Origin of the sequence: Mesorhizobium sp. M1A.F.Ca.IN.020.04.1.1, from assembly GCF_003997315.1 — a bacterium.
Taxonomy (GTDB): domain Bacteria; phylum Pseudomonadota; class Alphaproteobacteria; order Rhizobiales; family Rhizobiaceae; genus Mesorhizobium.
This window is the reverse complement of sequence record NZ_RZSN01000003.1, coordinates 13,833-36,833: the sequence shown is the minus strand read 5'-3', so window position 1 is coordinate 36,833 and position 23,001 is coordinate 13,833. Positions and strand designations below refer to the sequence as shown.

The window sequence follows — 23,001 nt, the reverse complement described above, 5'->3', positions numbered from 1 at the left end:
GTCAAGAGGAGGGGCTTGTGCTGCCGAGGCGCCTGCCGCCCCGATCGAACCAGTGCAACTTCTCGGCTGTGGCGGTGATGCGCAACTTGTCGCCGGGCTTTGCCGCCGTGCGGCCGCCGACCCGTACCACGATATTATTGCCGGCAGCCGAGCAGTGCAGGAAGGTTTCCGCGCCGACCGGCTCCACGGCCTCGACCGTTGCGGGCAGCATCAGCGCCCCGGATCGGTCCTCGGCATCGGCGACGAGTTCGGCGTCCTCGGGCCTGAAGCCTAGCATTGCCGCCTGCCCGCCGGGCGGGGCAAGCCCAAGCAACTTTCCTTCCAGCTCAGTTGCAGAACTTTCTGTGCTCAGTGAGAGCAGGTTCATCGGCGGCGCGCCAATGAAGGACGCGACGAATGTCGAGGCCGGCTTCTCGTAAATGTCGAGAGGAACGCCGATCTGCTCGACCAGCCCCGCATTCATGACGACAAGCATGTCGGCTAGCGTCATCGCCTCGAGCTGGTCGTGGGTGACATAGACCGAAGTGACGCCGAGCCTGCGCTGCAGGCTCTTGATCTCGACCCGCATCTGGCCGCGCAGCTTGGCGTCGAGGTTGGAGAGCGGTTCGTCGAACAGGAAGACTTTCGGATTGCGCACGATCGCCCGGCCCATGGCGACGCGCTGTCGCTGGCCGCCGGAAAGCTCGCGAGGGCGCCGGTCGAGCAGTCCCGACAATTCCAGCACCTTGGCAGTTGAACGCACTCTGCTGTCGATCTCGGCTTTCGGCGTGCCGCGATTACGCAGGCCATAGGCCATGTTGTCGTAGACCTTCATATGCGGGTAGAGCGCGTAATTCTGGAAGACCATCGCAATGTCGCGTTCGGTCGGCCCGATCGCATTGACGATCTTGCCGTCGATCGCAACCGTTCCGGACGAGATGGTCTCGAGTCCGGCGATCATCCTGAGCAACGTCGATTTGCCGCAGCCGGAGGGACCGACCAGCACGCAAAGCTGCTTGTCCGGAATGGCGATCGAAACGCCTTTCACGGCCTCGACGCCGCCGGCATAGACCTTCCTCACATCATTGAGATCAACCGTCGCCATCGCTCCTCACTTCTCGGATTCGACCAGGCCGCGCACGAACCAGCGCTGCATCAGCACCACGACAAGGATCGGCGGCACGATGGCCAGCATCGCGGTGACCATCACAAGGTGCCACTGGGTATCGGCATCGGCGAAGGAAACCATCTTCTTCAGCGCGATGACGATGGTGTTCATGTCGTTGCTGTTGGTGACCAGCAGCGGCCACAGATATTGCGTCCAGCCATAGATGAAAAGGATGACGAACAGCGCCGCGATGTTGGTGCGCGACAGCGGCAGGAGTATATCGAAGAAGAAGCGCCACGGCCCGGCGCCATCGACGCGCGCCGCCTCGATGAGCTCGCCCGGGATGGTCATGAAGAACTGTCTGAACAACAGCGTGGCCGTGGCCGAGGCGATCAGCGGGATGATCAGACCGGCATAGGTGTCGATCATGCCGAGGTCGACCATCACCTTGTAGGTCGGCAGGATGCGGACCTCGACGGGCAGCATCAGAGTGATGAAGATCAGCCAGAAGAAGGTCATGCGCAGCGGGAAACGAAAGAACACGATGGCATAGGCCGATAGGATCGAGATGAAGATCTTCCCGACCGCGACGCCGAGCGCCATGACCGTCGTGTTGAGAAGCAGCCTGCCGACGCTGACGCCGCCGATTCGCCCGACACCGCCGAACAAGGCCCCGCTGTAATTGTTCCAGAGCTGGTCACCGGGCAGCAGCGGCAGGGGCGGCCTGAGAATCGTCTGCAGCGTCTGTGTCGAGGCCACGAATGTGTAGTAGATGGGAAATGCAACGATCAAAATGCCGAGAATGAGAGCGGCATGGGCGATCAGGACACGCAACGGGGACTGGCCGATCATCGCTTGCCTCAGCCGTAGTGGACCTTGCGTTCCACATAGCGGAACTGGATGGCGGTGAGCGCGATGACGATGACCATCAGGATCACCGACTGCGCCGCCGAGTCGCCGAGGATCAGGTTGACGAAGCCGTCATTGTAGACCTTGTAGACCAACGTCTCGGTGGTCTTGCCCGGTCCGCCGCCGGTGACGGCATGGACGATGCCGAACGTGTCGAACAGGGCATAGACAGTGTTGACGACCAGCAGGAAGAAGGTCGTCGGCGCGAGCAGCGGGAAGATGATGGTCCAGAAACGCTTGGTCTCGCGAGCGCCGTCCATCGCCGCCGCCTCGATCAGCGTCTTCGGCACCGCCTGCAGCCCGGCGACGAAGAACAGGAAATTGTAGCTGATCTGCTTCCATGCTGCGGCGGAAACCAAAAGGATCATGGCGTGACTGCCGTTGAGCAACGGATCCCAGGCTATGCCGAGACTTCTCAGCACGTAGGATAGCGAGCCGATCGAAGGGTTGAACAGGAACAGCCACAACATGCCGGCGATCGCCGGCGCCACCGCATAGGGCCAGATCATCAGTGTGCGGTAGAGCGCTTTCCCGCGCACCACTTTTTCCGCCATTACGGCAAGCAGCAACGCCACTGCCATCGCCACGATTGCGGTCGCAAGCGAAAATACCACCGTTACCTTGATCGAGTTGAGATAGGCCGGATCGGCAAGCACTTTGCGGAAATTGGCAAACCAGACGAACTTGCTCTTTAGCCCGAATGGATCCTGCCTGAGCATGGACTGGTAGAGCGCCTGCCCGGCCGGCCAATAGAAGAAAACCAGTGTTATGGCGAGTTGCGGCGCCACAAGCAGGTAAGGCAGGACTTTGTTGGGGAAAACGACGCGCGGGGTCAGCTTGGTTTCCTCGTCAAGCAAGGATCGCCCGCGCCGATCCGCGCGGGCGACGTTTCATCCTCGGCCAGGTTTAGTTGCCCAACGCGTCCTTGATCGCCGCGTTGCCGCGCGAGACGGCATTGTCGAGCGCCTGCTGGGCCGTTTCCTGGCCGGCCAGCATCTTCTCGAACTCCTCGTTCTGGATATCGCGCACCTGAGGCAGGTTGGGCAGGCGCACACCCTTCGAATTTTCGGTCGGCGCCTTGCCGGTCATCTGCAGGATCGGTGTCTCGCGGCCCGGGTTCTTGTCGTAGAAGCCGGACTTCTTGGTCGCCTCATAGGCTGCCAGCGTCACCGGCAGGTAGCCCGACTTCTGGTGCAGATATTCCTGCACCTCGGTCTTGGAGAGATAGGCGAAGAAGGCCGCGACGCCCTTGTACTCCGCATCGGATTTGCCGCTGAAAACCCAGAGGCTTGCGCCGCCGGGGGTCGTGTTCTGCGGCGCACCCTTGGCATCGCTGTCATACGGCAGTTGGCCGATGCCGTAGTTCATACCCGACTTGACGATATCGCCGAGCCCGCCCGACGACTCGGTAAAAATGCCGCATTCTCCGGCGAGGAAGATCTGCTTGGCTTCGGAGGTTCGCCCGCCATATTTGAAAGTGCCATCCTTGGCGAGGTCAGCCAGCGCCTGAAAGTGGTTGACGAAAATCGGCGCATTGATCTTGAGCTCGACGTCGCCGCCGGCCAGTCCGTTCTGCTGGGTCGCCCAGGAAACATTATTCCAGGCGGCAAAATTTTCCAGATGGATCCAGGTCAGCCAGGTCGAGGTGTAGCCGCAAGGGGCCGCGCCGCTCGCCTTGATCTTCTTCGCCGCTTCCCAGACCTCGTTCCAGGTCTTAGGCGGGTTGTTCACGTCGAGGCCGGCCTTCTGAAAGATGTCCTTGTTGTAGTAGAGGATCGGCGAGGAGGAATTGTAAGGGAAAGACAACATGGTGCCGTCCGGCTTCGAATAGTAGCCGACAATGCCGGGCAGATACTGGCTCTTATCGAACGTCATCCCCGCGCCCGTCAAAACTTCGGCCACGGGTTTGATCGCGCTCTCGGCCGCCATCATGACGCCGGTGCCGACATCGAACACCTGGATGATGTCCGGCGCCTGGCCGGCGCGGAACGCGGCGATGCCTGCATTCAGCGTCTCGGGATAGGTGCCCTTGAAGACCGGAACGATCTGGTAGTCGCTTTGGCTGGCGTTGAAGTCCTTCGAGATCTTGTCGACGACTTCCGCATTGGCGCCCGTCATCGCATGCCACCAGCTGATCTGCGTGACAGCGAAAGCGGACGTGGTGGAAAGCAGGGTCAAGGTAGCGGCAACACCTGCCGCGAAGCCGAAGAGCTTCATGTTTTCATCTCCCGTTGTGATTGGCGAAAGGGGGGCTTCCGCAGAACCAGTATGTGTTGCGCATGACAATCGGACAACGGTTTTGTTATGCGTCGATGAACATCATCTGATCCTAAATTAACGTGCATCGGTCACGGCCGGGCAGATTGCTTGCCGGCTTAGGATTTGAGCGACTCCAACCATCGTATTGCGACAGCCGGCCCAACCTTATCCGTCCTTTACAACCTGAGGCACACGCGTCGGTTGCAGGTCCACTAATCGATTCTTCAGCCGTCGGGCCTTAAGCAATCTTAACTTGATTGATGCGGGAAGATCAGGTGGGGCCAAATGTTGACCGTCTATAATTGCATCGTGCACGAGCACGATCTGAGGTTGGTCGCACTTGCGGCGCTCATCTGCGGAATTTCCTCTTTCTCGGCGGTCAATCTTCTTCACCATGTCGAGCAATCGACCAGTCGAAATCGCTACGCATGGCTGTTGATTGCAGCCACGGCGACCGGATTCGGTATCTGGGCGACGCATTTCGTCGCCATGATCGCCTTCACGCCGGGAATACCCAACGCCTATAACGCGGAGCTTTCCGCGCTTTCGCTGGCCGCCTCCGTAGTTCTGACAGCGGCCGGAATGTGGATCGCCACCATCCGCGGCGGCATTGATCACTATCTTGTCGGCGGCGCCGTGCTCGGCGTCGGCATCGCCGTGATGCACTATACCGGCATGGCGGCGTTCGAGGTCCAGGGCAGGATCGTCTGGAACGAGCTGCTCGTCGCTCTTTCGCTGGCGGCGGGCGTCACGCTTGCCGCGCTTTCGCTGCTCGTCGTGCTTTGCCGCCCGTCGACGCTTACGACGATCGCTGCCGCCGTCTTGCTCACACTGGCCATCTGCACACTGCATTTTATCGCCATGGCGGCGGTCTCGATCTATCCGGACTCCTCGATAGAGATCTCAAAATTCACCATCGCGCCGATGTCGCAAGCCTTTGCCGCTGCGGCGGCAAGCCTGGTCATTCTGGTGCTCTCGGCCGCGGCGCTCCGCATCGACCTGCGGTTCCGCCGGCATCAGGCGGAAGCGCAGCGCATGCACGGCCTGGCCAACGCGGCGGTCGAGGGGCTGATCGTTTGCGACGGCAGCCGCATCGTCAGCGCCAACGACAGCATCGCGGCGCTGAGCGGCATCGCGCCCGGCACGCTGAACGTGATGACGCTCAGCGACCTCTTCGGCGAACGCGTTGCCTCAGCCATCGCCGGCGGCAGCGGTCAGGCGCAGGAAGCCGAGCTGCGCAGCCAGGACGGCACCCGCATTCCGGTCGAGCTGATCGCCCGCAGCATCGACTATTGCGGCAAGCCTCACGACGTCGTCGCCGTCCGCGACATGCGCGAGCGCAAGAAGGCCGAGCAGGAGATCCTTCGCCTGGCGCATTTCGATCCGCTAACCGGGCTTGCCAATCGCCGCAGCTTCACCAGCCGGCTCGAGGCCGAGATCGCCACGGCGAGCGGCAAGGACGGGCAGCTCGCGCTGATGCTTCTCGATCTCGACCGCTTCAAGGAGGTCAACGACCTCTTCGGTCATGCGGCCGGCGATGCAGTGCTGCAGAGGGTGGCGCAATGCGGTTCGGGCGTGCTCCGCCATGGGCAGATGCTCGCCCGCCTCGGCGGCGACGAGTTCGCCATCATCGCGCCGAACCTTCCCGACCCGCAGGCCGCAGGCCGCATCGCCGAGGCGGTGCTTTCCAAGCTGCGCCAAGAGAGCCAACTGTCGCCCGGCGGCGAGCTGGTGTCGGCCAGCATCGGCATTGCTCTTTTCCCGCTGGACGCCGACGAGCAGGCGGCGCTGGTAAGCCATGCCGACACCGCGCTCTACCGCGCCAAGGCCGAGGGCAAGGACACTTATCGCTATTTCGAGGCTTCGATGGGTGCCGAGACGCGCGACAGGCGCGCCATGGAGCACGATCTGCGCCAGGCGGTTGCGCGCGGCGAGTTCCGGCTGGTCTATCAGCCGCAAAAAGAGATCAGCAGCGGCAAGATGATCGGCTTCGAAGCCTTGATCCGCTGGCATCATCCGGAGCGCGGCAACATCCCGCCGTCGGTCTTCATCCCGGTCGCCGAAGACAGCGGCGCCATCGCCCAGATCGGCGAATGGGTGCTGGCGACGGCCTGCGAGGAAGCCGTGTGCTGGAAAACTCCGCTGACCATCGCCGTCAATGTCTCCGCGGTGCAACTCCACAACCCGAATTTCAGCCGCAAAGTGCACGAGATCCTGCTGCGTTCGGGACTTCCGGCCGGACGGCTGGAGCTTGAAGTGACCGAGACGGCCCTTATCAAGGATATGCCCCGGGCGCTGGCGACCCTGCGGCAGGTCAAGGCGCTTGGTATCCGCGTCGCGATGGACGATTTTGGAACCGGCTATTCATCGCTTTCCAATCTCCGCGCCTTTCCCTTCGACAAGATCAAGATCGACGGCTCGTTCATCAAGTCGGTCGACAGGAACGGCCAGGTCGCGGCCATCGTGCGCGCCGTGCTTGGACTGGGGCGCGGCCTCGGCCTGCCGGTGCTGGCCGAAGGCGTCGAGACGCTGGACGAATTGCGCTTCCTCGATGCCGAGGACTGCGAGATCGGCCAGGGATACTATCTCGGCAGGCCAGGCCCGATCGAAACCTTCAGCGAACTGACCGGCGTGCCGGCGCCGGCGGCCATGGATGCTGTCGAGGCCCGCGGCGGCCGCATCCTCATGCTCGAGCCCGCCGCCGCGCGCTCAGCTTGACGGACCGAGCGCGGCTTCCACCAGTCGCTTGGCGTCGGGACTCGACCATTCCGCCGGTCCGTTCATATGTGCGATCAGGCAGCCTTCGCCGTCGATCAGCATCGTCACCGGCAGGCCAAGCGCCAGCCCGCGCGTCTTGGCCTCGTTGAACAGGCCCATTGTCGCATCCCGGTAGTAGCCGAGCGTCTCGATGCCGATCTCCTTCAGGAACTTTTTCGGCTTGGCGTCATCGCCGGTGTCGACATTGACCGCGACGACCTCGAAAGTGTTGCCGCCTTTTTCCTTCTGCAACGCATCGAGCGCCGGCATTTCGGCGCGGCAGGGCGCGCACCATGTCGCCCACAGATTGAGCAGCACCGTCTTGCCGGCATGGCCGGCGATCGTCGTCGGCTTGCCGTCGGGTCCGTTGAAGGCGAGTCCCTTCAGCGATTGCGGCGGATCCGCCGGCTGCAGTGCCGCGACCTGACCGACGGCCTTTGCCGCAACCTGCTTGGCCCGTTCGGCCTTCGCCTTGCAAGCGACGTCGTCCTTGCCGGTGCTGGCCGCGGCAACCTGATCCGGCGCGTTGTTGCCAGAACCGCTCTCGCTGACATATACCGCGACCGCGCCGGCCAGCACGCCCGCTACAAGCGCGGCGAGGATGAGGCGCGGGGCCGGGAAGAATTTATTGCCGTCTGCCATTTTCTTAAAAACTGCTCCGGAGCACGGGTTATAGCGATGAGCGACAAGAAGGCTAGCAACCAGATGTGGGGCGGACGTTTTGCCTCGGGTCCGGCCGCGATCATGGAAGCGATCAACGCATCGATCGCCTTCGACCGCAAACTCTACGCGCAGGACATCCGCGGCTCGATCGCCCACAGCGAGATGTTGGCTGAAACGGGCATTATTTCGGCCGCCGATCAAGAAAAAATCGCTCACGGCCTGAACACGATCCTGAAAGAGATCGAGGCCGGGAAATTCGAATTCTCGACCAAGCTCGAAGACATCCATATGAATGTCGAGGCGCGTCTGGCCGATCTGATCGGGTCGGCTGCCGGCCGCCTGCATACCGCCCGCTCGCGCAACGATCAGGTGGCGGTCGATCTGAAACTCTGGGTCAAGGAGGAATGCCAGCGCGTCGCCCAGGCGCTGAAGGACCTCATCGGCGCCTTTCTCGAGCGCGCCGAGGAGCACGCCGCGACGGTAATGCCCGGCTTCACCCATATGCAGGCCGCGCAGCCGGTGACCTTCGGTCATCATTGCATGGCTTATGTCGAGATGTTCGGCCGCGATCTGTCACGTGTCCGCGACGCCATCGAGCGCATGGACGAAAGCCCGCTGGGCGCCGCCGCGCTGGCCGGCACGAGCTTTTCCATCGACCGCCATATGTCGGCGAAGGCGCTCGGCTTCCGCGAGCCGATGCGCAATTCGTTGGACAGCGTGTCGGACCGCGACTTCGCGCTCGAATTTCTGTCGATCGCCGCGATCTGCGGCACGCATTTGTCGCGGCTCGCCGAGGAGATCATCATCTGGTCGACGCCGCAATTCGGGTTCATCCGGCTGTCGGATTCCTTCTCCACCGGCTCCTCGATCATGCCACAGAAGAAGAACCCCGACGCCGCGGAGCTGGTACGCGGCAAGACCGGCCGCATCAACGGCCATCTGGTCGGCCTGCTGACGGTCATGAAGGGCATGCCGCTGACCTACGGCAAGGACATGCAGGAGGACAAGGAATCGGTCTTTGACGCCGCCGAGACGCTCGACCTGATGCTGGCGGCGACCACCGGCATGGTGCGCGACATGACCGTGAACACGGCCGCCATGAAGAAGGCCGCCGGCGCCGGTCACGCCACCGCCACCGACCTCGCCGACTGGCTGGTGCGCAATCTCGGCCTGCCCTTCCGCGAGGCCCATCACGTCACCGGCCGCGCCGTCGCCCTTGCCGAGGAGAAGAAGGTCGGGCTGGAAAAGCTCTCGTTGGAGGACCTGCGCTCGATCCATCCCGGCATCACCGACGACATCTTCTCGGTGCTCGCCGTGCAGAATTCGGTGAAGAGCCGCGTAAGCTTCGGCGGCACCGCTCCGTCGGAAGTGAGGAAGCAAATCCGCTACTGGAAAAAGCGCTTGGCCAAGGCGTGAAAGGCTGATTGATGCAAACTGACAAGATTTTAGAACGCTACAGCCACCAGAAATCCAACCTGAGCCTGGCTCTTCTTTCCGACGAGGACGGTGGGGATCCAACGATCCTCATACAAGGTTCAAAGCGAGCGCTGCACCTTCTCGCAGAACTTCTCCTTGCAGTCGCTGATGAGAAAGCCAACGACGGCTTCGGGATGGGACCAAGAAGCGCCGGAAGTTTCCATTTTTCCGCCACGTCCGAGTTTGGCGTTTATGTCCGTCGGCTGGACGAATAACGAATTCTTGGGGCTTGATTTTGCCGGGATGCAATGCGCCGAAAACTCGGCTAAAAGCGCGGCTGGACAAAACAGTTTCGAACGGATGGATCGATGACCCGAGGCAGGATTTTGGTGACGCTCGCGCTGCTGGCGGCGGTTGTCACCGTCACGGCCTGCGGCAGGAGAGGCGGCCTCGATACGCCTTACGAGGCTGCAGTGCAGGCGCGCAAGGATGCGGAGCGAGCCAAACAGCCGCTGCCGCCCGAGCCTGAGAAACCGGTCAAGGACAAGAAGTTCATTCTCGACCCCTTGCTCTAGAGCCGAGGAGATCATCCGATCTCATCGCGCTCCAATTTTCGGACCTCTCCCCGTGAACCATTTCGACTACCGCGACGGCGTTCTCTACGCCGAGGATGTGGCAATCCCCGATATCGCCGCCAGCGTCGGCACGCCGTTTTACTGCTATTCGACCGCGACCCTGACCAGGCATTTCCGCGTCTTCAAGGAAGCTTTTGCCGGTCTCGACGCGCTGGTCTGCTACGCCATGAAGGCGAATTCCAACCAGGCCGTGCTGAAGACCTTGGCAAGACAAGGCGCCGGCGCCGACGTGGTGTCGGAAGGTGAACTGCGGCGCGCCTTGGCCGCCGGCATCCCCGCGAGCAAGATCCTGTTTTCCGGCGTCGGCAAGACCGCGCGGGAAATGGACTTCGCTCTCAATGCCGGCATCCTCTGCTTCAACGTCGAGTCCGAACCCGAACTCGAACTGCTGTCGGCGCGCGCCACAGCGCTCGGCAAGGTGGCACCCGTCTCGCTGCGCATCAACCCGGACGTCGACGCCAGGACCCACAAGAAGATCTCCACCGGCAAGGCCGAGAACAAGTTCGGCATCCCGTGGCAGCGGGCGCGCCAGGTCTATGCCCGCGCGGCGGAGCTGCCGGGCATCAAGGTCACCGGCATCGACACCCATATCGGCAGCCAGATCACCGAGCTGCAGCCTTTCGACGACGCTTTCGCGCTGCTGGTGGAACTGGTCGGCGTGCTGCGCGCCGACGGGCATTCAATCGAGCATGTCGATCTCGGCGGCGGCCTCGGCATTCCGTACCGCGTCGACAACAGCCCGCCGCCCTTGCCCGACGCCTATGCCGAGATCGTCAGGAAGCATGTCACCCGGCTCGGCCTGAAGGTGATGTTCGAGCCTGGCCGGCTGATCGTCGGCAATGCCGGCATCCTGGTCTCGGAAGTGATCTATGTGAAGGAAGGCGACGCCAAGAACTTCCTCGTCGTCGACGCCGCCATGAACGACCTGATCCGGCCGACGCTCTACGACGCCTTCCATGATATCAAGCCGGTGGTGCAGCCGCCGGCCGCCACGCCGCGCATGACGGTCGATATCGTCGGGCCGGTCTGCGAGACAGGCGATTTCCTCGGCCTCGACCGCGACCTCCCCAGGCTGAATCCTGGCGACCTCATCGCCGTCGCCACCGCTGGAGCTTACGGCGCCGTGCAGGCCGGCACCTACAACACAAGGCTGCTGGTGCCGGAAGTGCTGGTCGACGGCGACCGTTTTCACGTCGTGCGGCCGCGCCCGACCCATGAGGAGTTGATCGGGCTGGATTCATTGCCCGAGTGGCTGAAATAGAAGCACGAGGGTCCCGCGCTCAAAGGAGCAAGCCATGCTGGAGACTGGAGCTATCACGCGCGGACGCATCGCCGCGGTGGAACTGCACATCCGCCCGTTCGTCCGCCACACGCCGGTAATGCGCGTCGACATGGCTGACTTCGGCCGGCCGGCCTTTCCGGTCGATCTGAAGCTCGAATGTCTGCAGCATTCCGGCTCGTTCAAGGCGCGCGGCGCATTCACCAACCTGCTCGAGCGGCAGGTGCCCGCAGCGGGTGTGGTCGCCGCCTCCGGCGGCAATCATGGCGCCGCCGTCGCCTATGCCGCCATGAAGCTCGGGCACAGGGCCACCATCTTCGTGCCCGAGGTCAGCCCGCCGGCAAAGCTCGAGCGCATCCGCAGCTATGGCGCCGAGCTGGTGGTCGGCGGTGCGCGCTATGCCGAGGCGCTGGCTGCCAGCGAGGATTTTGCCGAACGAACCGGCGCCCTGCAGATCCACGCCTTCAACCAGGAAGAGACGCTCATCGGCCAAGGCACTCTCGGGCTCGAGATCGAAGCCGATCTGCCGCAGATCGACACACTGCTTGTCGCGGTCGGCGGCGGCGGCCTGATCGGCGGGATCGCCGCCTGGTTCGCTGGCCGCATCCGCATCATCGCCATCGAGCCCGAGGGCGCGCCGACGCTTCACCGCGCCTTCGAAGCCGGCAAGCCGGTCGATGCACCGGCCGAGGGCATCGCCGCCGATTCGCTGGCGCCGAAGCGCGTCGGCGAAATGATGTTCCCGATCGCGAAAGCTTTCGTCGAGCGCTCGATCCTGGTCAGCGACGACGACATCGTGGCGGCGCAGAAAGCGCTCTGGGACCGGGCGCGAATCATCGCCGAGCCGGGCGGAGCCGCTGCCTTTGCCGCGATGCTTTCCGGCCGCTACGTGCCGGCTCCCGGCGAGCGCGTGGCTGTCCTGGTCTGCGGATCCAACACGAATCCCGCGAATTTCTGATCGTAAAGGCGGCGAACCCGTCACAGATTTTGGAACCCGCCTCGCCTTCGCCGTGTTTGGTGTTATCCTCTGCTCATGAGGTCCGGGCGATCCTGCCCGGGCAGGAAGGGCCGATGACGGAACGACCCATTTCCAGCGGCGAACGCGGTCTGGCCGGGCGCCTTGCCTTGAGCCGGCTGGCGACGCGGGCCTCGATGATCTTCGAGCGCGGCTGGCCGTTGCTGTTGCCGCTGGCGGTGGTCGCCGGCCTGTTCCTCAGTGTCTCGTGGCTGGGCTTGTTCCAGCGCCTGCCGGATCTGGCGCGGATCGGCCTCCTGATCCTCTTCTCCATCTCGGCGCTCGCCGCGCTCTTTGCGCTGCGCTTCTTCCGCATTCCGTCCGCCGCCGAGGTCGACCGGCGCATCGAGGCAGCGAACGAGCTGCTGCACAGCCCCGTGCAGGTGCAGACCGACCGGCCGAGCGGCGCGGAGAGCCTCTTCTCGCAGGCGCTGTGGCGCGAGCACCAGAAGCGCATGGCCGAGCGGCTCTCCGACCTGGGCGGCGACAGGCCGCGCACAAGCGTGCCGGATTACGACCGCTGGGGCCTGCGGGCTGTGGTGGGGCTGCTGTTCGTCACCGCTTTTGCCTTCTCGTTCGGACCTTTCGGCGGCAGGATCAGCGACGGCTTCGTCGCCAGCGCCGCGCGCGATAGCGTGCCGCCCCGCATCGATGCCTGGGTGACGCCGCCTTCCTATACCGGCAAGCCGCCGCTGTTCTTGACCGCCGACGTCAACCAGGCCGCGCAGGTCTTCAGCGTCCCTGAGGGCAGCGACGTCTCGCTGCGCGTCACTGGCGGAACCGGCGAAGAAACGCTGAGCTATGCCGACGCGAACGGCAATGATCGCGCCATCGAACCGGTTGCGCCGAAGGGCGCCACGCCAGCCGCGGCACAGCCGGGGTCCCCAGCCGGGCTCAAAGTGCGCCAGTTCTCCGGCAGGCTGAACACCAACGGCACGCTGCGGCTCAAGTCCGGCGAGGACGATCTCGGCCACTGGGCCTTCGCCATCATCCCGGACAAACCGCCGACGATCCGTTTCGTCGGCGAGCCCAAGCGTGCCGTCAATGGCGCCGTCGAGCTCAACTACCAGATCGACGACGACTATGGCGCGGCCTCCGCCAAGGCCGTCTTCGAGCTGTCTGAGCCGCTGCCGGCCAGTGCACATCCGCTCTATGGCCCGCCCGACATGCCGCTGACGCTGCCGCGCCGCGGCGGCAAGGCGAACGCCGCCAAGACGACCAAGGATCTGACCGAGCATGTCTGGGCCGGCAGCACCATCAAGCTGACGCTGACCGCCACCGACGATGCCGGCCATACCGCCACCAGCGAGACCAGGACGCTGGTGATGCCGGAGCGGCCCTTCTCCAATCCGCTGGCCCGCGCTGTGATCGAGCAGCGCCGCCTGTTGGCGCTCGACGCCAACGCCAAGCCGCGCGTGCTCGACCTTATGGACGCGATCACCCTGCGCCCGGAGGATACTTTCGACAACATGTCGCATTACCTCGCGATCATGAGCGCCAGGAGCCGGCTGAAGCTTGCCGAGAACGACGACCAGCTGCGCAACGAGGTGGCTTATCTGTGGGAGATCGCGCTCGGCATCGAGGAAGGCAATCTGTCGGCCGCCGAGCGTCGGCTGCGCCAGGCGCAGCAGGCGCTACAGGACGCCATCAAAAACGGCGCCAGCGACGAAGAGCTCGAAAAGGCGATGAAGGAACTTCGCGAGGCGATGAACCAGTTCCTGCAGGAATTCGCCCAGCGCGCCCAGCAGAACCCGAACGCGCCGCAGATGCAGCAGAACGGTCGGGAACTGCGCCAGAGCGACATCAACCGGATGATGGACGAGATCGAGAATCTCGCCAAATCCGGCGACCGAGACCGGGCCCAGCAGTTGTTGTCGGAACTGCAGGACATGATGAACAACCTGCAGGCCGGCCGCCAGCAGCAGGCCGGCGAGCAGGACAGCGAGATGCGCCAGCAGATGGACAAGCTGGGCGAGATCATGCGGCGCCAGCAGGAGATGATGAACGATACCTTCCGCCTCGATCAGATGCAGCGCGGCGATCGCCAGCGCGGTGCAAATCGCGACGAGCAGCTGGGCGAGGATGGCGAGCAGTCGCAGGACGGGCAGAAGCCCGGCGATGACCGCGACCCGCTCGGCCGGCCGAAGCAGATGACGCCGCAGGAATTCGCGGATGCGCTGAAGCAGCTGCAGGAGGGTCAGGGCCAACTGCAGAGCGAGCTCGACAAGCTGAAGAAGGGCCTCGAAGGCATGGGCATGCAGCCCAATGAGGGCTTTGGCGAGGCCGGCAAATCCATGGGCGATGCCGAGCAGGCGCTGGGCGAAGGCGAAGGCGACCAAGCGGTCGGCCACCAGGGCCGCGCGCTGGAGGCGCTGCGCCGCGGCGCCAAGGAGATGATGAAGCAGATGCAGGCCATGCAGGGCGACCAGGGCGGCAGCGAACAGGGCGGACGTCAGCAGGACGCCGACCGCGACCCGCTTGGCCGGCCGCGCGCCACGAAGGGCCCCGACGACGGCAACTCCGTCAAGGTGCCCGACGAGATCGACGTGCAGCGCGCCCGCCAGATCCTCGAAGCGATCCGCAAGCGCCTCGGCAACGCGCTCAGCCCGGACATCGAGCGCAGCTACCTCGAACGCCTGCTCGAACTGAAATAGCGCCCACACCGGTCACCGCCGACATGCCGAAGCTTGGAACCGTCACGCCGATCCTGCGCACGTTCGATACCGTCAAGGCGCGAGAGTTCTATCTCAACTTCCTCGGTTTCGAGGTCCGCTTCGAGCATCGCTTCGACGACAACGCGCCGCTCTATATGGGCGTCGCCCGCGACGGCTGCGAGCTGCATTTGAGCGAGCATCATGGCGACGGCTCGCCCGGTGCCAATATACGCATCGAAGCGACCGGCATCATTGAGCTGCATCGCGAGTTCAAGGCCAAGAACTACCGCTTCAACAGGCCGGGCCTCGAGACGACGCCTTGGCAGACGAAGGAGGTCACGGTGATCGATCCGTTCGGCAATCGCCTGACCTTTTTCGAAAGAGACTGAGGTAGCGGGCAGCCGCAGGTCGCTCTCGCCACACGCATTGCAGGCCGCGCTGCCTGCCGGTATCGTCATCGTCAAGGGAGACTGGCGATGATCGACTTCTGGTTCTCCATCGGCAGCACCTACACCTATCTTTCGGTGATGCGTCTCGCCGAGGTTGCGGCTGAGACCGGCATCGAGTTCCGCTGGCGACCCTTCAATGTGCGCGCCATCATGATCGAGATGGACAACATTCCCTTTGCCAAGAAGCCGGCGAAGGCCGCTTATATGTGGCGCGACATCGAGCGCCGAGCGGCGATGTACAGGATGGTGCCGAAACTGCCGGCCCCCTACCCGCTGGCCGAGCTCGAACGCGCCAATCGCGTGGCTCTCATCGCGGCGCGCGAGGGCTGGTGCGAAGCCTATGCCCGGGAAACGTACCGGCGCTGGTTTGAAATGGGTGAGCCGGCTGGTAGCGAGCCAAACATTTCGGCTAGCATCGAGAAAGCCGGACAGAAAGCAGAGCCGGTTCTTCGGCGGGCCGACAGCGATGACGCCAAGGCCGAGCTCGCGGCCGCGACGGAGCAGGCCAAGGCGCTCGGCATCTTCGGCTCGCCGAGCTTCGTCGTCGACGGCGAATTGTTCTGGGGCGACGATCGCCTTGAGGATGCCATGCGATGGCTCAAGCAGATGGAGAGCGGACCGCCGGATTGAGCGGACCGTTTCGTACGTCAAAGACTGGCTGTTGCCTGTGCCTGCCTGGTCAGCATGAAAGCCTCGCGGATCGCGTTTTCCATCCCGTCGATCGCTTCGCCCGTCGCCAGCGGATTGCGGTGAAGCACCACATTCGAGGAATCGATGTCGCCGAAGCCGTCGGCGGCGGTCAGTTCGCGGCAATCGGGCGGGATGTTGCTGCGCGAGATCGGTGCGATCGCCAGGCCAGAAGTGACCGCCAGCGTCAGGCCGCCATTGGTGTCGCTGGTGTAGGCGACGCGGTAGTCGAGGCCGCGCTGCTGCAGCGACTTGATCGCGAAGTCCCGACACCAGCCATTGCGGCTGTAAAGCGCGATCGGCACCGGCCGTTCCTCATGCATGTGATGCAGCGTTGACGTCACCCATACCGTGGGATCGTGCATCAGCACATCGCCGCCGGAAAAACCTTCCCACTCGAACACCACCGCAAGGTCGAGTTCGCCGGCCGCAAGCGCCCTCACCTGCGAGTCGGAATGCGCGTAACGCACCGTGACCTCCACGCGCGGGTGGCGTTTGGCGAATTCGCCAAGTGCCCGCGACAAGATTGACCGCCCGTATTCGGCAGGAATGCCGATGCGCACCAGCCCGCCGAGCGGCGGCGCGACCAGCGATGCCGCCGTCTCGTCGAGCAGCGAGACGATGCGGCGGGCGTTGGTGATGAGCTCGCCGCCGCGGCGTGTCAGCGCCACCCCGCGAGAGCCGCGCTCGAACAGGCTGTCGCCCACCATGTCTTCCAGCTTTTTCATCTGCATGGACACCGCCGACTGGGTGCGTCCGGCCTTTTCCGCCGCCTTGGTGAAATTGCCGGTCTCGGCCACCGCCACGAAGGTGCGCAGGAGGTCGCTGTCGAGGGTGGGCTTCATCGATGCCGCCATAAGAAATTTTGATTGCTGGTATCATTCCAATTCGTTTGCAACATGTCAAACGTCGCAGGATAGTTGCTCTACCCCATTGGATATGCGGCCGTGAGATTCGGCAGCGGACCAATTCGAAGAGTCCTCACTCGTGCCCGCTGCCCGAAACGGTGGCGGGCTCTTTTTCACTGGAACGAACATGCAGAACCGGATGGTGCTTGGCATTTTGAGCCTCTGCCTCGGCGTTCTTGTCTTTTCGTTGCAGGACCCGCTGGTGAAGGCGGTTTCGGGCAGCTATCCGGTGACGGAAGTGATGGCGATCCGCGCCCTCGTGGCGCTGCCGATCCTGGTCGTTATCGTCCAGGCCGATGTCGGCCTGACAGCCTTGCTGTCGAAACGAGCGGGCATGCTGACGCTGCGCGGCTTCATCCAATTCAGCTCCTACACCGTCTACTATCTGGCGATTGCCGCCCTCTCGCTGGCCGACGCGATAGCGCTCTATTTCATGGCGCCGCTCTTCATCATGTTGCTTGCCGGGCCTTATCTCGGCGAGCACGTCTCCGGGCGGACGCTGACGACGGTGCTGATCGGCCTGGTGGGCGTGGTCGTGATGTTGCGTCCGGGCGCCGGATTGTTCGACTGGGCGGCACTGCTGTCGCTCGGCTCGGCATTCCTCTACGGGTTCTCGCAGCTGATGGCGCGCCGGATCGGCGAGACCGAATCCTCGACGGTGATGGCCTTCTACCAGAACGGCGCCTATCTCACCGGCGCTGTGGCGGTCGCCGAGGTGTTTCATCTTGCCGGCATCACCCATGCGGGCCACCCGAGCCTCGACTTCCTGGTGCGGCCCTGGGTCTGGCCGGCGCCGCCGGACTTCCTGAAGATGGCGGCCTGCGGCTTCGTTGCCTCCGCCGGCATGATCTTGCTGTCGCAGGCCTACCGGATGGCGCCCGCCAACCGGGTCGCAACCTTCGAATACACGGGCATCCTCTGGTCGCCGCTGTGGGGCTTCCTGTTCTTCGCCGAGGTCCCGCGGTCAACGACGGTGCTGGGCGCGGCGCTGATCATCGGCGCCGGTCTGGTTGCACTGAACGGTGAGCGCCGACGCGGCGCAGCACCTGCAATCGCAGCGACCGGCGATGCCGTCTGAACGATCAAGCGAAGCAGCTTAATGCCCGTCCGACGCGGGCGCGTATTTCGGCAAGCGTGAACGGCTTCTGCACGACGTCGAGGATGATGCCGTTCAATTCCTCGGCGCGCTCGCGCTGGTCGGCATAGCCGGTCATCAGCATGATCTTCATGGCCGGAAACTGTTTTGCCGCCGCGGTCGCCATCTCGATGCCGTCCATCTCCGGCATGCGGATATCGGATACCACGAGATCGTAGCTGCCGCGCTGCTGGCGGATCAGGGTGAGCCCCTGCGCGCCATCGGCGGCGATGGTGACACTGTGCCCATCACGCTCCAGCGCGCGGGCAGCGAGGGTGCGGACGGATTCATCGTCCTCGACGATCAAAAGCTTTGCCATGCCGAGATAGATGCCGCCGAAACGTTGACGTTTTCTGAAAATTTGAAACGTCTATGCGGCCTCTTTCGGCGCGACCTTACTTGTCGCCTTTCACGACCCCGACAAACGGCAATTCCCGGAAAGCATGCGCGACGTCCATGCCGTAGCCGACGACGAAATAATCGGGGCAGTCGAAGCCGACATAATCGGCGTTGAGCGTGGTCTGGCGGCGCATGCGCTTGTCGAGCAGCACCGCGATGGCGCAGCTCCTGGCGCCGCGCGACAGCATCAGGTCGCGGGTGAAGGAAAGCGTCTTGCCGGATTCGAGGATGTCGTCGATCAAAAGAACGTCGCGGCCGGCGACCTCGTTGTCGATGTCGCGCAGCACCTTGACCTCGCCGCTTGTGGTGCCGGCGCCGTAGCTGGAGATGAAGATGAATTCGACCTCGGGCGACAGGCCGACGTCGTGCATGGCGCGGATAAGATCGGCGGCAAAGACGAACGAGCCTTTCAGGATCGATATCACAAGCAGGTCGTGATAGTCGCGCCCGGCGATTTCCTTGGCGAGCTCGAGATTGCGCCGGGCGATCGCCGACGCCGAAAACAGGACCTCGATGTCCTTGCCGCGTACAACTGGCATAGCTTTTTCCTTCAGAATCGCCTGCAACGCCGGAAGGGCTAGGTTCATCAATATTCAGGTCAGGCCGAACCCAAAATAGCGGGTTCCGAGAACCGGTGCAGAGCGTACTCAAGCACGTGAGCACCTAAGCGCAGGAAACCACTAATTGCAGGCCGGCATCACCTGAATATCGATGCACCTACCCGGCGAAGGTGACCGATACGGCCTTCACGCCGTTTCTAGGGACATCGAGCCGGCTGGAAAAGCCGAATCTTTCGCCGGGCGCCAGCGAGCGGTTGGATGTCCCCAACCTGTAGCGGATGACATTGCTGGCATTGTCGGTGACGTGGATCTCGAGCGGCGGCAGCGACTCCGCCCGTACGCCGTCATTGGCGGCCTCGCCGTCGATGAACAGGATGGGCTTCAGCCCCGAGGCATCGATTCGCGACGTCACACCGGAAATGCTGAGCGCGCTTGCCGGCTGCGCAGCCGCCCAGAAGGGGCTCTGACGCACCAGGGCATGTCCGCCCGACACCCAGAAAGCCACGAGTGCGGCGCCCACTCCGGCGGCCCAGAAGATTGGACCGCCACGCGAGGCCGGCCGCGCCGGCGCAGCCTCCGGTTTGCGCAGCATGCCCATGCCAGCGATGGATGGCGTCGAGGGCGCTTGCGGCGGCAACGGCGCCGCAATCGGTTCCGAACGGGCGGCGAATCGCGGCAGCACCACATAGTCGGCATCGACGACATCGGTGTCGAGGATGACGCGCTCCGGCGCGGCCTTTGTCGCCGTGCCGGTCATGATTTCGCCGGAAACAGAGCGCGCGGTTCTATCCTCAGCCATTACGGCCCCAGTGCAATCTTCGTTGCTTTTGGGTAAACGCAAATGGTTAACGCTTCCCCACCGGAACTGCTGTGAAACGTCGAAAGCGCGCAGAAATTAACCAACGATTAACCATGCCGGCCGATGGTCTTGGCAGAGAACAGGCTGGCGGGATGCCGCCTAAGGTTTCAGGTCGCCGAACGTGATCCGCTTCGAAAATGTCGGCCTCCGCTATGGCATGGGTCCGGAGATCCTCCGCGACATTTCCCTGCACATTCCGGAGCGCTCCTTTCAGTTCCTGAGCGGCCCCTCGGGCGCCGGCAAGACCACCTTGCTGCGCCTGCTTTTCATGTCGCTGAAGCCGACGCGCGGCCTGATCACCATTTTCGGCAAGGATCGTTCGCGCATCTCGCGCGGCGAGTTGCCGCTGCTCAGGCGCCGCATCGGCGTGGTGTTCCAGGATTTCCGCCTGCTTGACCACATGACCACTTACGAGAACGTGGCGCTGCCGTTGCGCGTGCGCGGGCGCGAGGAGGCGAGCTATCGCACCGACGTCACCGAACTCCTGAAATGGGTTGGCCTCGGGGAGCGCATGCATGTGCTGCCGCCGGTGCTGTCGGGCGGCGAGAAGCAGCGTGCTGCGATCGCGCGCGCGCTGATCGAGCAGCCGGAGATCCTGCTTGCCGACGAGCCGACCGGCAACGTCGATCCGCCGCTGGCGCGCCGGCTGCTGAGGCTCTTTATCGAGCTCAACCGGCTCGGCACCGCCGTGGTGATCGCAACCCACGACCTCGGCCTGATGGAGCAGGTCGATGCGCGGCGCATGATTCTGGCCGGCGGAAGGCTGGACGTCTATGACTGAACTTCCGGCCGATCACCTGCACGAGGAAGCCGTCGAGACGCCGGCTGTCGTTCGCCGTGTCCAGCGCAAGATGGCGCCGATCGTGCCGGCGCAGAACATCGCCGGCCGGGCCCTGGTGCTGGTCATCGCCATCATGACCTTCCTGTCCTGCCTAACCTTCGGCGCCGTGACGCTGGTGCGCGACACCGCCTCGGTCTGGGAGAACCAGATCTCGCGCGAGGCGACGATCCAGATCAAGCCCGTCGAGGGCCTCGACATGGAAGCAGCGCTCGCGCAGGCCTCTGAGATCGCCAGCGAGTTCCCGGGTGTGAAGGGTACGAGGATCGTCGACCGCGATGCGACGGCGCGCCTTTTGGAGCCGTGGCTGGGCACCGGCCTCAACATCGATGAACTGCCGGTGCCGCGCCTCATCGTCGTCACCATCGATGAGGCCAATCCGCCCGACTTCGCGGCCATGCGCGCCGCGATCACGCCCAAGCTGCCGAGCGCCGCGCTCGACGACCATCGCACCTGGGTCGACCGGCTGGTCGCCATGGCGCATACGACAGTGACGATCGGCTTTGCCGTTTTGGCGCTGATATTGTCGGCGACGGTGCTGACGGTGGTGTTCGCCACGCGCGGCGCCATGGCCGGCAACGGCCACATCATCGAGGTCCTGCATTTTGTCGGCGCCGAGGCCCGCTTCATCGCGCGCGAATTCCGTTGGCATTTCCTGGTCACCGGCATGAAGGGCGCCGCCGCCGGAGGTGCCGCCGCTATCTTGGTCTTCATCGTCTTTTCCTGGTGGTCGTCGCGCAACATGGCGACGCCTGAGGCCGACCAGGCGACCGCGCTGTTCGGCAATTTCGCGATCGGCTCGACCGGCTATCTCGGCGTCGCCCTGATGGTGCTGGTGATCGGCGCGCTGACCGCGGCGACCTCACATGCCACGGTCGTCGCCTATCTCAGTGAGATCGACATCCGGCAGCCGGAGGCAAGCTGATCATGACGCGAAACCAAGTGTGGCGCGAATGCAAGAGTTGGCAAGTTGGGTTTCCAATGCGACCCGGACCCCACAAGTGCATGATCACGCAAGGGAAACTGCCGTAACGCAATGTGCGCCGTGCTATCTATGAAAGGCGACGTTTCAGAGTTAACCATTGGATGTTTTCAGGATTAACCTGGGGATGATGGACGCGCGGGACTCGATCGGAACGGCTGGACGGATGCCAGCGGCGCTTACGCGCGGTGCTGCGTCTGCAAGAACCGGTCGTCTCAGATTTGCGCTTCGTCTCTGCGGTTTCTTCGTGCTCGCCCTGCTGGCGCTTTTCGCCGGCGGCTTCGGCTGGTTTGCCGACAAGGTCAGCAACATGACGACGCCGGTCAATCCGGCCAGGGCCGACGCAATCATCGTGCTCACCGGTGGTCAGTCGAGGCTCGACGCCGCCATGGATCTGCTGGCATCAGGCAAGGGCGAGCGGCTCTTGATCAGCGGTGTTCACCCCACGGCGAGCCGCCGCCAATTGCAAGCGGCGATGGGCGGCGACAAGCAGCTGTTCTCATGCTGTGTCGACATCGACCGCGCCGCGCTCGACACGATCGGCAATGCCGAGGAGAGCGCCAAATGGGTGGAAAGCCACGCCTATGGCAGCATCATCGTCGTCACCAACAACTACCACATGCCGCGCAGCCTGCTCGAGATGGGCCGGCTGCTGCATGGCGCGCGGCTTGAGCCCTATCCGGTGGTCAACAACAAGCTCGGCAATGGCAGCTGGCTGACCAAGCCGGAAGCGCTGCGCGTGCTGTTCACCGAATACAGCAAATATGTGTTGGCGCTGGCGCGCGGCATCGTCCCGCTTCGGCCGACCACCGAGGGCGTCACGCTCGCCGAAGCCTCTACGGTGAGCAAGAACTAAGCTTCGCCAGACGCGCTGTTGCGCAGGCGTGCGATCTCCTGCTCCAGACCGGCAATGCGTCTATCCCGCTCGGCAAGCGCCGCGGCCACATCCGCCGCTTCGAAGCGCTGCGGAATGTGCTGCGGGCAATTTGCATCCCAGGCCGTGACGCTGAACAGGATCGCCTGCTCCGGCCGCGCCTTGTAGTTGGCCGGCATCAGCCTCGCCGTCAGCTCCGCATCGTCCTCGACGACGCGCGCTGTGCCCCAGATCTTGATGCGCTGCCGAAGCATGTAGTCGATCAGGAACAGGAAGGCCTGGGCATTGTCCGCAAGATTGCCCTGGGTGATGAACTGCCGGTTCCCCGAGAAATCGGCAAAGCCGATCGTTTGCTCGTCCAGCACCTTCAGGAAGCCGGCTGGCCCGCCGCGATGCTGAACATAGGGTTGACCTCCGCCATTGGCTGTCGCCAGGAACACACTGGTCTGCGCCTCGACGAAGGCGGCGAGGTCGGGCGTGATCGTCGCCCGCCAGCCGCCGCGCTCCTCGACCCGCGCATAAGATGCGCGCGAGCCCTTGCGGGACTGGATAGCCTTGACCGTAGGGGTAAAGGCGACGTCGCTGGTGAAGGCGTCCATGGCGGCTGTCCTCTGCCAAAGTGGAACGACATGTAGC

General features: G+C 63.8%; 23 protein-coding genes. 13 read left to right on the top strand and 10 right to left on the bottom strand.

The window, feature by feature from the left end; genetic code table 11:
• Window position 1 precedes the first annotated feature (1 nt).
• The 4 genes from EOA49_RS01715 to ugpB all read right to left on the bottom strand — a co-directional run bounded on the left by EOA49_RS01715 (window position 2) and on the right by ugpB (window position 4,213).
• The gene (locus tag EOA49_RS01715) at window positions 2-1,084 is read right to left on the bottom strand and encodes a sn-glycerol-3-phosphate import ATP-binding protein UgpC (protein ID WP_127240082.1); all 1,083 of its coding nucleotides are present in this window, start codon (window positions 1,082-1,084) and stop codon (window positions 2-4) included.
• A 6-nt stretch (window positions 1,085-1,090) separates the two neighbouring features.
• A complete protein-coding gene (gene ugpE, locus EOA49_RS01710) occupies window positions 1,091-1,939 on the bottom strand; it encodes a sn-glycerol-3-phosphate ABC transporter permease UgpE (RefSeq protein WP_127240083.1) in 849 nt (282 codons plus the stop codon).
• A gap of 8 nt (window positions 1,940-1,947) precedes the next feature.
• Window positions 1,948-2,832 carry a sn-glycerol-3-phosphate ABC transporter permease UgpA gene (gene ugpA, locus EOA49_RS01705; RefSeq protein ID WP_067319653.1) on the bottom strand — a complete coding sequence of 295 codons (885 nt, stop codon included), beginning with the start codon at window positions 2,830-2,832 and terminating at the stop codon, window positions 1,948-1,950.
• Window positions 2,833-2,902: 70 nt separating this feature from the next.
• Window positions 2,903-4,213, bottom strand: coding sequence for a sn-glycerol-3-phosphate ABC transporter substrate-binding protein UgpB (gene ugpB, locus EOA49_RS01700; RefSeq protein ID WP_066990210.1), 1,311 nt, complete (start codon window positions 4,211-4,213; stop codon window positions 2,903-2,905).
• Window positions 4,214-4,540: 327 nt separating this feature from the next.
• Here ugpB and EOA49_RS01695 point away from each other — a divergent pair, with 327 nt between their 5' ends.
• Window positions 4,541-6,973 (top strand): EAL domain-containing protein, encoded by a 2,433-nt coding sequence (locus EOA49_RS01695; RefSeq protein ID WP_127240084.1) that lies wholly within the window; start codon window positions 4,541-4,543, stop codon window positions 6,971-6,973.
• On the opposite strand, the gene EOA49_RS01690 is transcribed toward EOA49_RS01695, so the two are convergent.
• A complete protein-coding gene (locus tag EOA49_RS01690) occupies window positions 6,965-7,654 on the bottom strand; it encodes a TlpA disulfide reductase family protein (protein WP_067319108.1) in 690 nt (229 codons plus the stop codon). The genes EOA49_RS01695 and EOA49_RS01690 overlap by 9 nt on opposite strands.
• 36 nt (window positions 7,655-7,690) lie before the next feature.
• On the opposite strand from EOA49_RS01690, the gene argH reads away from it, so the two are divergent.
• From argH to EOA49_RS01650, 8 genes are all read left to right on the top strand, one after another.
• Window positions 7,691-9,091 carry an argininosuccinate lyase gene (gene argH / locus EOA49_RS01685; protein ID WP_127240085.1) on the top strand — a complete coding sequence of 467 codons (1,401 nt, stop codon included), beginning with the start codon at window positions 7,691-7,693 and terminating at the stop codon, window positions 9,089-9,091.
• Window positions 9,092-9,102: 11 nt separating this feature from the next.
• The gene (locus EOA49_RS01680; protein ID WP_127240086.1) at window positions 9,103-9,366 is read left to right on the top strand and encodes a hypothetical protein; all 264 of its coding nucleotides are present in this window, start codon (window positions 9,103-9,105) and stop codon (window positions 9,364-9,366) included.
• A 93-nt stretch (window positions 9,367-9,459) separates the two neighbouring features.
• Window positions 9,460-9,666 (top strand): lipoprotein, encoded by a 207-nt coding sequence (locus EOA49_RS01675; protein ID WP_066990222.1) that lies wholly within the window; start codon window positions 9,460-9,462, stop codon window positions 9,664-9,666.
• A 52-nt stretch (window positions 9,667-9,718) separates the two neighbouring features.
• The gene (lysA, locus tag EOA49_RS01670) at window positions 9,719-10,987 is read left to right on the top strand and encodes a diaminopimelate decarboxylase (protein WP_095823973.1); all 1,269 of its coding nucleotides are present in this window, start codon (window positions 9,719-9,721) and stop codon (window positions 10,985-10,987) included.
• A 34-nt stretch (window positions 10,988-11,021) separates the two neighbouring features.
• Window positions 11,022-11,963 (top strand): threonine/serine dehydratase, encoded by a 942-nt coding sequence (locus tag EOA49_RS01665; RefSeq protein ID WP_127240087.1) that lies wholly within the window; start codon window positions 11,022-11,024, stop codon window positions 11,961-11,963.
• Between the two features lie 113 nt (window positions 11,964-12,076).
• Window positions 12,077-14,674 carry a TIGR02302 family protein gene (locus tag EOA49_RS01660; protein ID WP_127240088.1) on the top strand — a complete coding sequence of 866 codons (2,598 nt, stop codon included), beginning with the start codon at window positions 12,077-12,079 and terminating at the stop codon, window positions 14,672-14,674.
• 23 nt (window positions 14,675-14,697) lie between these two features.
• Entirely contained in the window at window positions 14,698-15,063 is a 366-nt protein-coding gene (locus tag EOA49_RS01655) for a glyoxalase superfamily protein (RefSeq protein ID WP_127240089.1), read from the top strand.
• An 87-nt stretch (window positions 15,064-15,150) separates the two neighbouring features.
• Window positions 15,151-15,753 (top strand): 2-hydroxychromene-2-carboxylate isomerase, encoded by a 603-nt coding sequence (locus EOA49_RS01650; protein WP_127240090.1) that lies wholly within the window; start codon window positions 15,151-15,153, stop codon window positions 15,751-15,753.
• Window positions 15,754-15,770: 17 nt separating this feature from the next.
• On the opposite strand, the gene EOA49_RS01645 is transcribed toward EOA49_RS01650, so the two are convergent.
• Window positions 15,771-16,655, bottom strand: coding sequence for a LysR substrate-binding domain-containing protein (locus EOA49_RS01645; RefSeq protein ID WP_127215624.1), 885 nt, complete (start codon window positions 16,653-16,655; stop codon window positions 15,771-15,773).
• Window positions 16,656-16,845: 190 nt separating this feature from the next.
• Here EOA49_RS01645 and EOA49_RS01640 point away from each other — a divergent pair, with 190 nt between their 5' ends.
• Window positions 16,846-17,796: a DMT family transporter gene (locus EOA49_RS01640; RefSeq protein WP_127240091.1), complete on the top strand. Its 951-nt coding sequence runs from the start codon at window positions 16,846-16,848 to the stop codon at window positions 17,794-17,796.
• Between the two features lie 4 nt (window positions 17,797-17,800).
• On the opposite strand, the gene EOA49_RS01635 is transcribed toward EOA49_RS01640, so the two are convergent.
• The 3 genes from EOA49_RS01635 to EOA49_RS01625 all read right to left on the bottom strand — a co-directional run bounded on the left by EOA49_RS01635 (window position 17,801) and on the right by EOA49_RS01625 (window position 19,611).
• Window positions 17,801-18,172: a response regulator gene (locus tag EOA49_RS01635; RefSeq protein WP_067319126.1), complete on the bottom strand. Its 372-nt coding sequence runs from the start codon at window positions 18,170-18,172 to the stop codon at window positions 17,801-17,803.
• A gap of 76 nt (window positions 18,173-18,248) precedes the next feature.
• Entirely contained in the window at window positions 18,249-18,791 is a 543-nt protein-coding gene (gene hpt / locus EOA49_RS01630; RefSeq protein WP_067319657.1) for a hypoxanthine phosphoribosyltransferase, read from the bottom strand.
• A gap of 178 nt (window positions 18,792-18,969) precedes the next feature.
• Window positions 18,970-19,611, bottom strand: coding sequence for a hypothetical protein (locus EOA49_RS01625; RefSeq protein ID WP_127240994.1), 642 nt, complete (start codon window positions 19,609-19,611; stop codon window positions 18,970-18,972).
• A 181-nt stretch (window positions 19,612-19,792) separates the two neighbouring features.
• Here EOA49_RS01625 and ftsE point away from each other — a divergent pair, with 181 nt between their 5' ends.
• The 3 genes from ftsE (at window position 19,793) to EOA49_RS01610 (ending at window position 22,347) form a co-directional block, all read left to right on the top strand.
• The gene (gene ftsE, locus EOA49_RS01620; protein WP_066990245.1) at window positions 19,793-20,452 is read left to right on the top strand and encodes a cell division ATP-binding protein FtsE; all 660 of its coding nucleotides are present in this window, start codon (window positions 19,793-19,795) and stop codon (window positions 20,450-20,452) included.
• Window positions 20,445-21,434 carry an ABC transporter permease gene (locus EOA49_RS01615; protein ID WP_127215626.1) on the top strand — a complete coding sequence of 330 codons (990 nt, stop codon included), beginning with the start codon at window positions 20,445-20,447 and terminating at the stop codon, window positions 21,432-21,434. The genes ftsE and EOA49_RS01615 overlap by 8 nt, the downstream gene beginning before the upstream one ends.
• 184 nt (window positions 21,435-21,618) lie before the next feature.
• The gene (locus EOA49_RS01610; RefSeq protein ID WP_127215627.1) at window positions 21,619-22,347 is read left to right on the top strand and encodes a YdcF family protein; all 729 of its coding nucleotides are present in this window, start codon (window positions 21,619-21,621) and stop codon (window positions 22,345-22,347) included.
• Here EOA49_RS01610 and EOA49_RS01605 read toward each other — a convergent pair.
• On the bottom strand, window positions 22,344-22,964 hold the full coding sequence (locus EOA49_RS01605) for a pyridoxamine 5'-phosphate oxidase family protein (RefSeq protein WP_095823981.1): 621 nt from the start codon (window positions 22,962-22,964) through the stop codon (window positions 22,344-22,346). The genes EOA49_RS01610 and EOA49_RS01605 overlap by 4 nt on opposite strands.
• Window positions 22,965-23,001: the final 37 nt, after the last annotated feature.

Excerpts from the sequence above, each read along its gene's own strand:
- EOA49_RS01610 (WP_127215627.1), top strand. The coding sequence starts at position 21,619 with ATGATGGACGCGCGGGACTCGATCGGAACGGCTGGACGGATGCCAGCG.
- EOA49_RS01640 (WP_127240091.1), top strand. The coding sequence starts at position 16,846 with ATGCAGAACCGGATGGTGCTTGGCATTTTGAGCCTCTGCCTCGGCGTT.
- EOA49_RS01680 (WP_127240086.1), top strand. The coding sequence starts at position 9,103 with ATGCAAACTGACAAGATTTTAGAACGCTACAGCCACCAGAAATCCAAC.
- EOA49_RS01625 (WP_127240994.1), bottom strand. The coding sequence starts at position 19,611 with ATGGCTGAGGATAGAACCGCGCGCTCTGTTTCCGGCGAAATCATGACC.
- hpt (WP_067319657.1), bottom strand. The coding sequence starts at position 18,791 with ATGCCAGTTGTACGCGGCAAGGACATCGAGGTCCTGTTTTCGGCGTCG.
- EOA49_RS01695 (WP_127240084.1), top strand. The coding sequence starts at position 4,541 with ATGTTGACCGTCTATAATTGCATCGTGCACGAGCACGATCTGAGGTTG.
- EOA49_RS01615 (WP_127215626.1), top strand. The coding sequence starts at position 20,445 with ATGACTGAACTTCCGGCCGATCACCTGCACGAGGAAGCCGTCGAGACG.
- EOA49_RS01605 (WP_095823981.1), bottom strand. The coding sequence starts at position 22,964 with ATGGACGCCTTCACCAGCGACGTCGCCTTTACCCCTACGGTCAAGGCT.
- EOA49_RS01665 (WP_127240087.1), top strand. The coding sequence starts at position 11,022 with ATGCTGGAGACTGGAGCTATCACGCGCGGACGCATCGCCGCGGTGGAA.
- EOA49_RS01645 (WP_127215624.1), bottom strand. The coding sequence starts at position 16,655 with ATGAAGCCCACCCTCGACAGCGACCTCCTGCGCACCTTCGTGGCGGTG.
- ugpB (WP_066990210.1), bottom strand. The coding sequence starts at position 4,213 with ATGAAGCTCTTCGGCTTCGCGGCAGGTGTTGCCGCTACCTTGACCCTG.
- argH (WP_127240085.1), top strand. The coding sequence starts at position 7,691 with ATGAGCGACAAGAAGGCTAGCAACCAGATGTGGGGCGGACGTTTTGCC.
- EOA49_RS01715 (WP_127240082.1), bottom strand. The coding sequence starts at position 1,084 with ATGGCGACGGTTGATCTCAATGATGTGAGGAAGGTCTATGCCGGCGGC.
- EOA49_RS01650 (WP_127240090.1), top strand. The coding sequence starts at position 15,151 with ATGATCGACTTCTGGTTCTCCATCGGCAGCACCTACACCTATCTTTCG.
- EOA49_RS01660 (WP_127240088.1), top strand. The coding sequence starts at position 12,077 with ATGACGGAACGACCCATTTCCAGCGGCGAACGCGGTCTGGCCGGGCGC.
- EOA49_RS01690 (WP_067319108.1), bottom strand. The coding sequence starts at position 7,654 with ATGGCAGACGGCAATAAATTCTTCCCGGCCCCGCGCCTCATCCTCGCC.
- EOA49_RS01635 (WP_067319126.1), bottom strand. The coding sequence starts at position 18,172 with ATGGCAAAGCTTTTGATCGTCGAGGACGATGAATCCGTCCGCACCCTC.
- EOA49_RS01655 (WP_127240089.1), top strand. The coding sequence starts at position 14,698 with ATGCCGAAGCTTGGAACCGTCACGCCGATCCTGCGCACGTTCGATACC.
- ugpE (WP_127240083.1), bottom strand. The coding sequence starts at position 1,939 with ATGATCGGCCAGTCCCCGTTGCGTGTCCTGATCGCCCATGCCGCTCTC.
- EOA49_RS01675 (WP_066990222.1), top strand. The coding sequence starts at position 9,460 with ATGACCCGAGGCAGGATTTTGGTGACGCTCGCGCTGCTGGCGGCGGTT.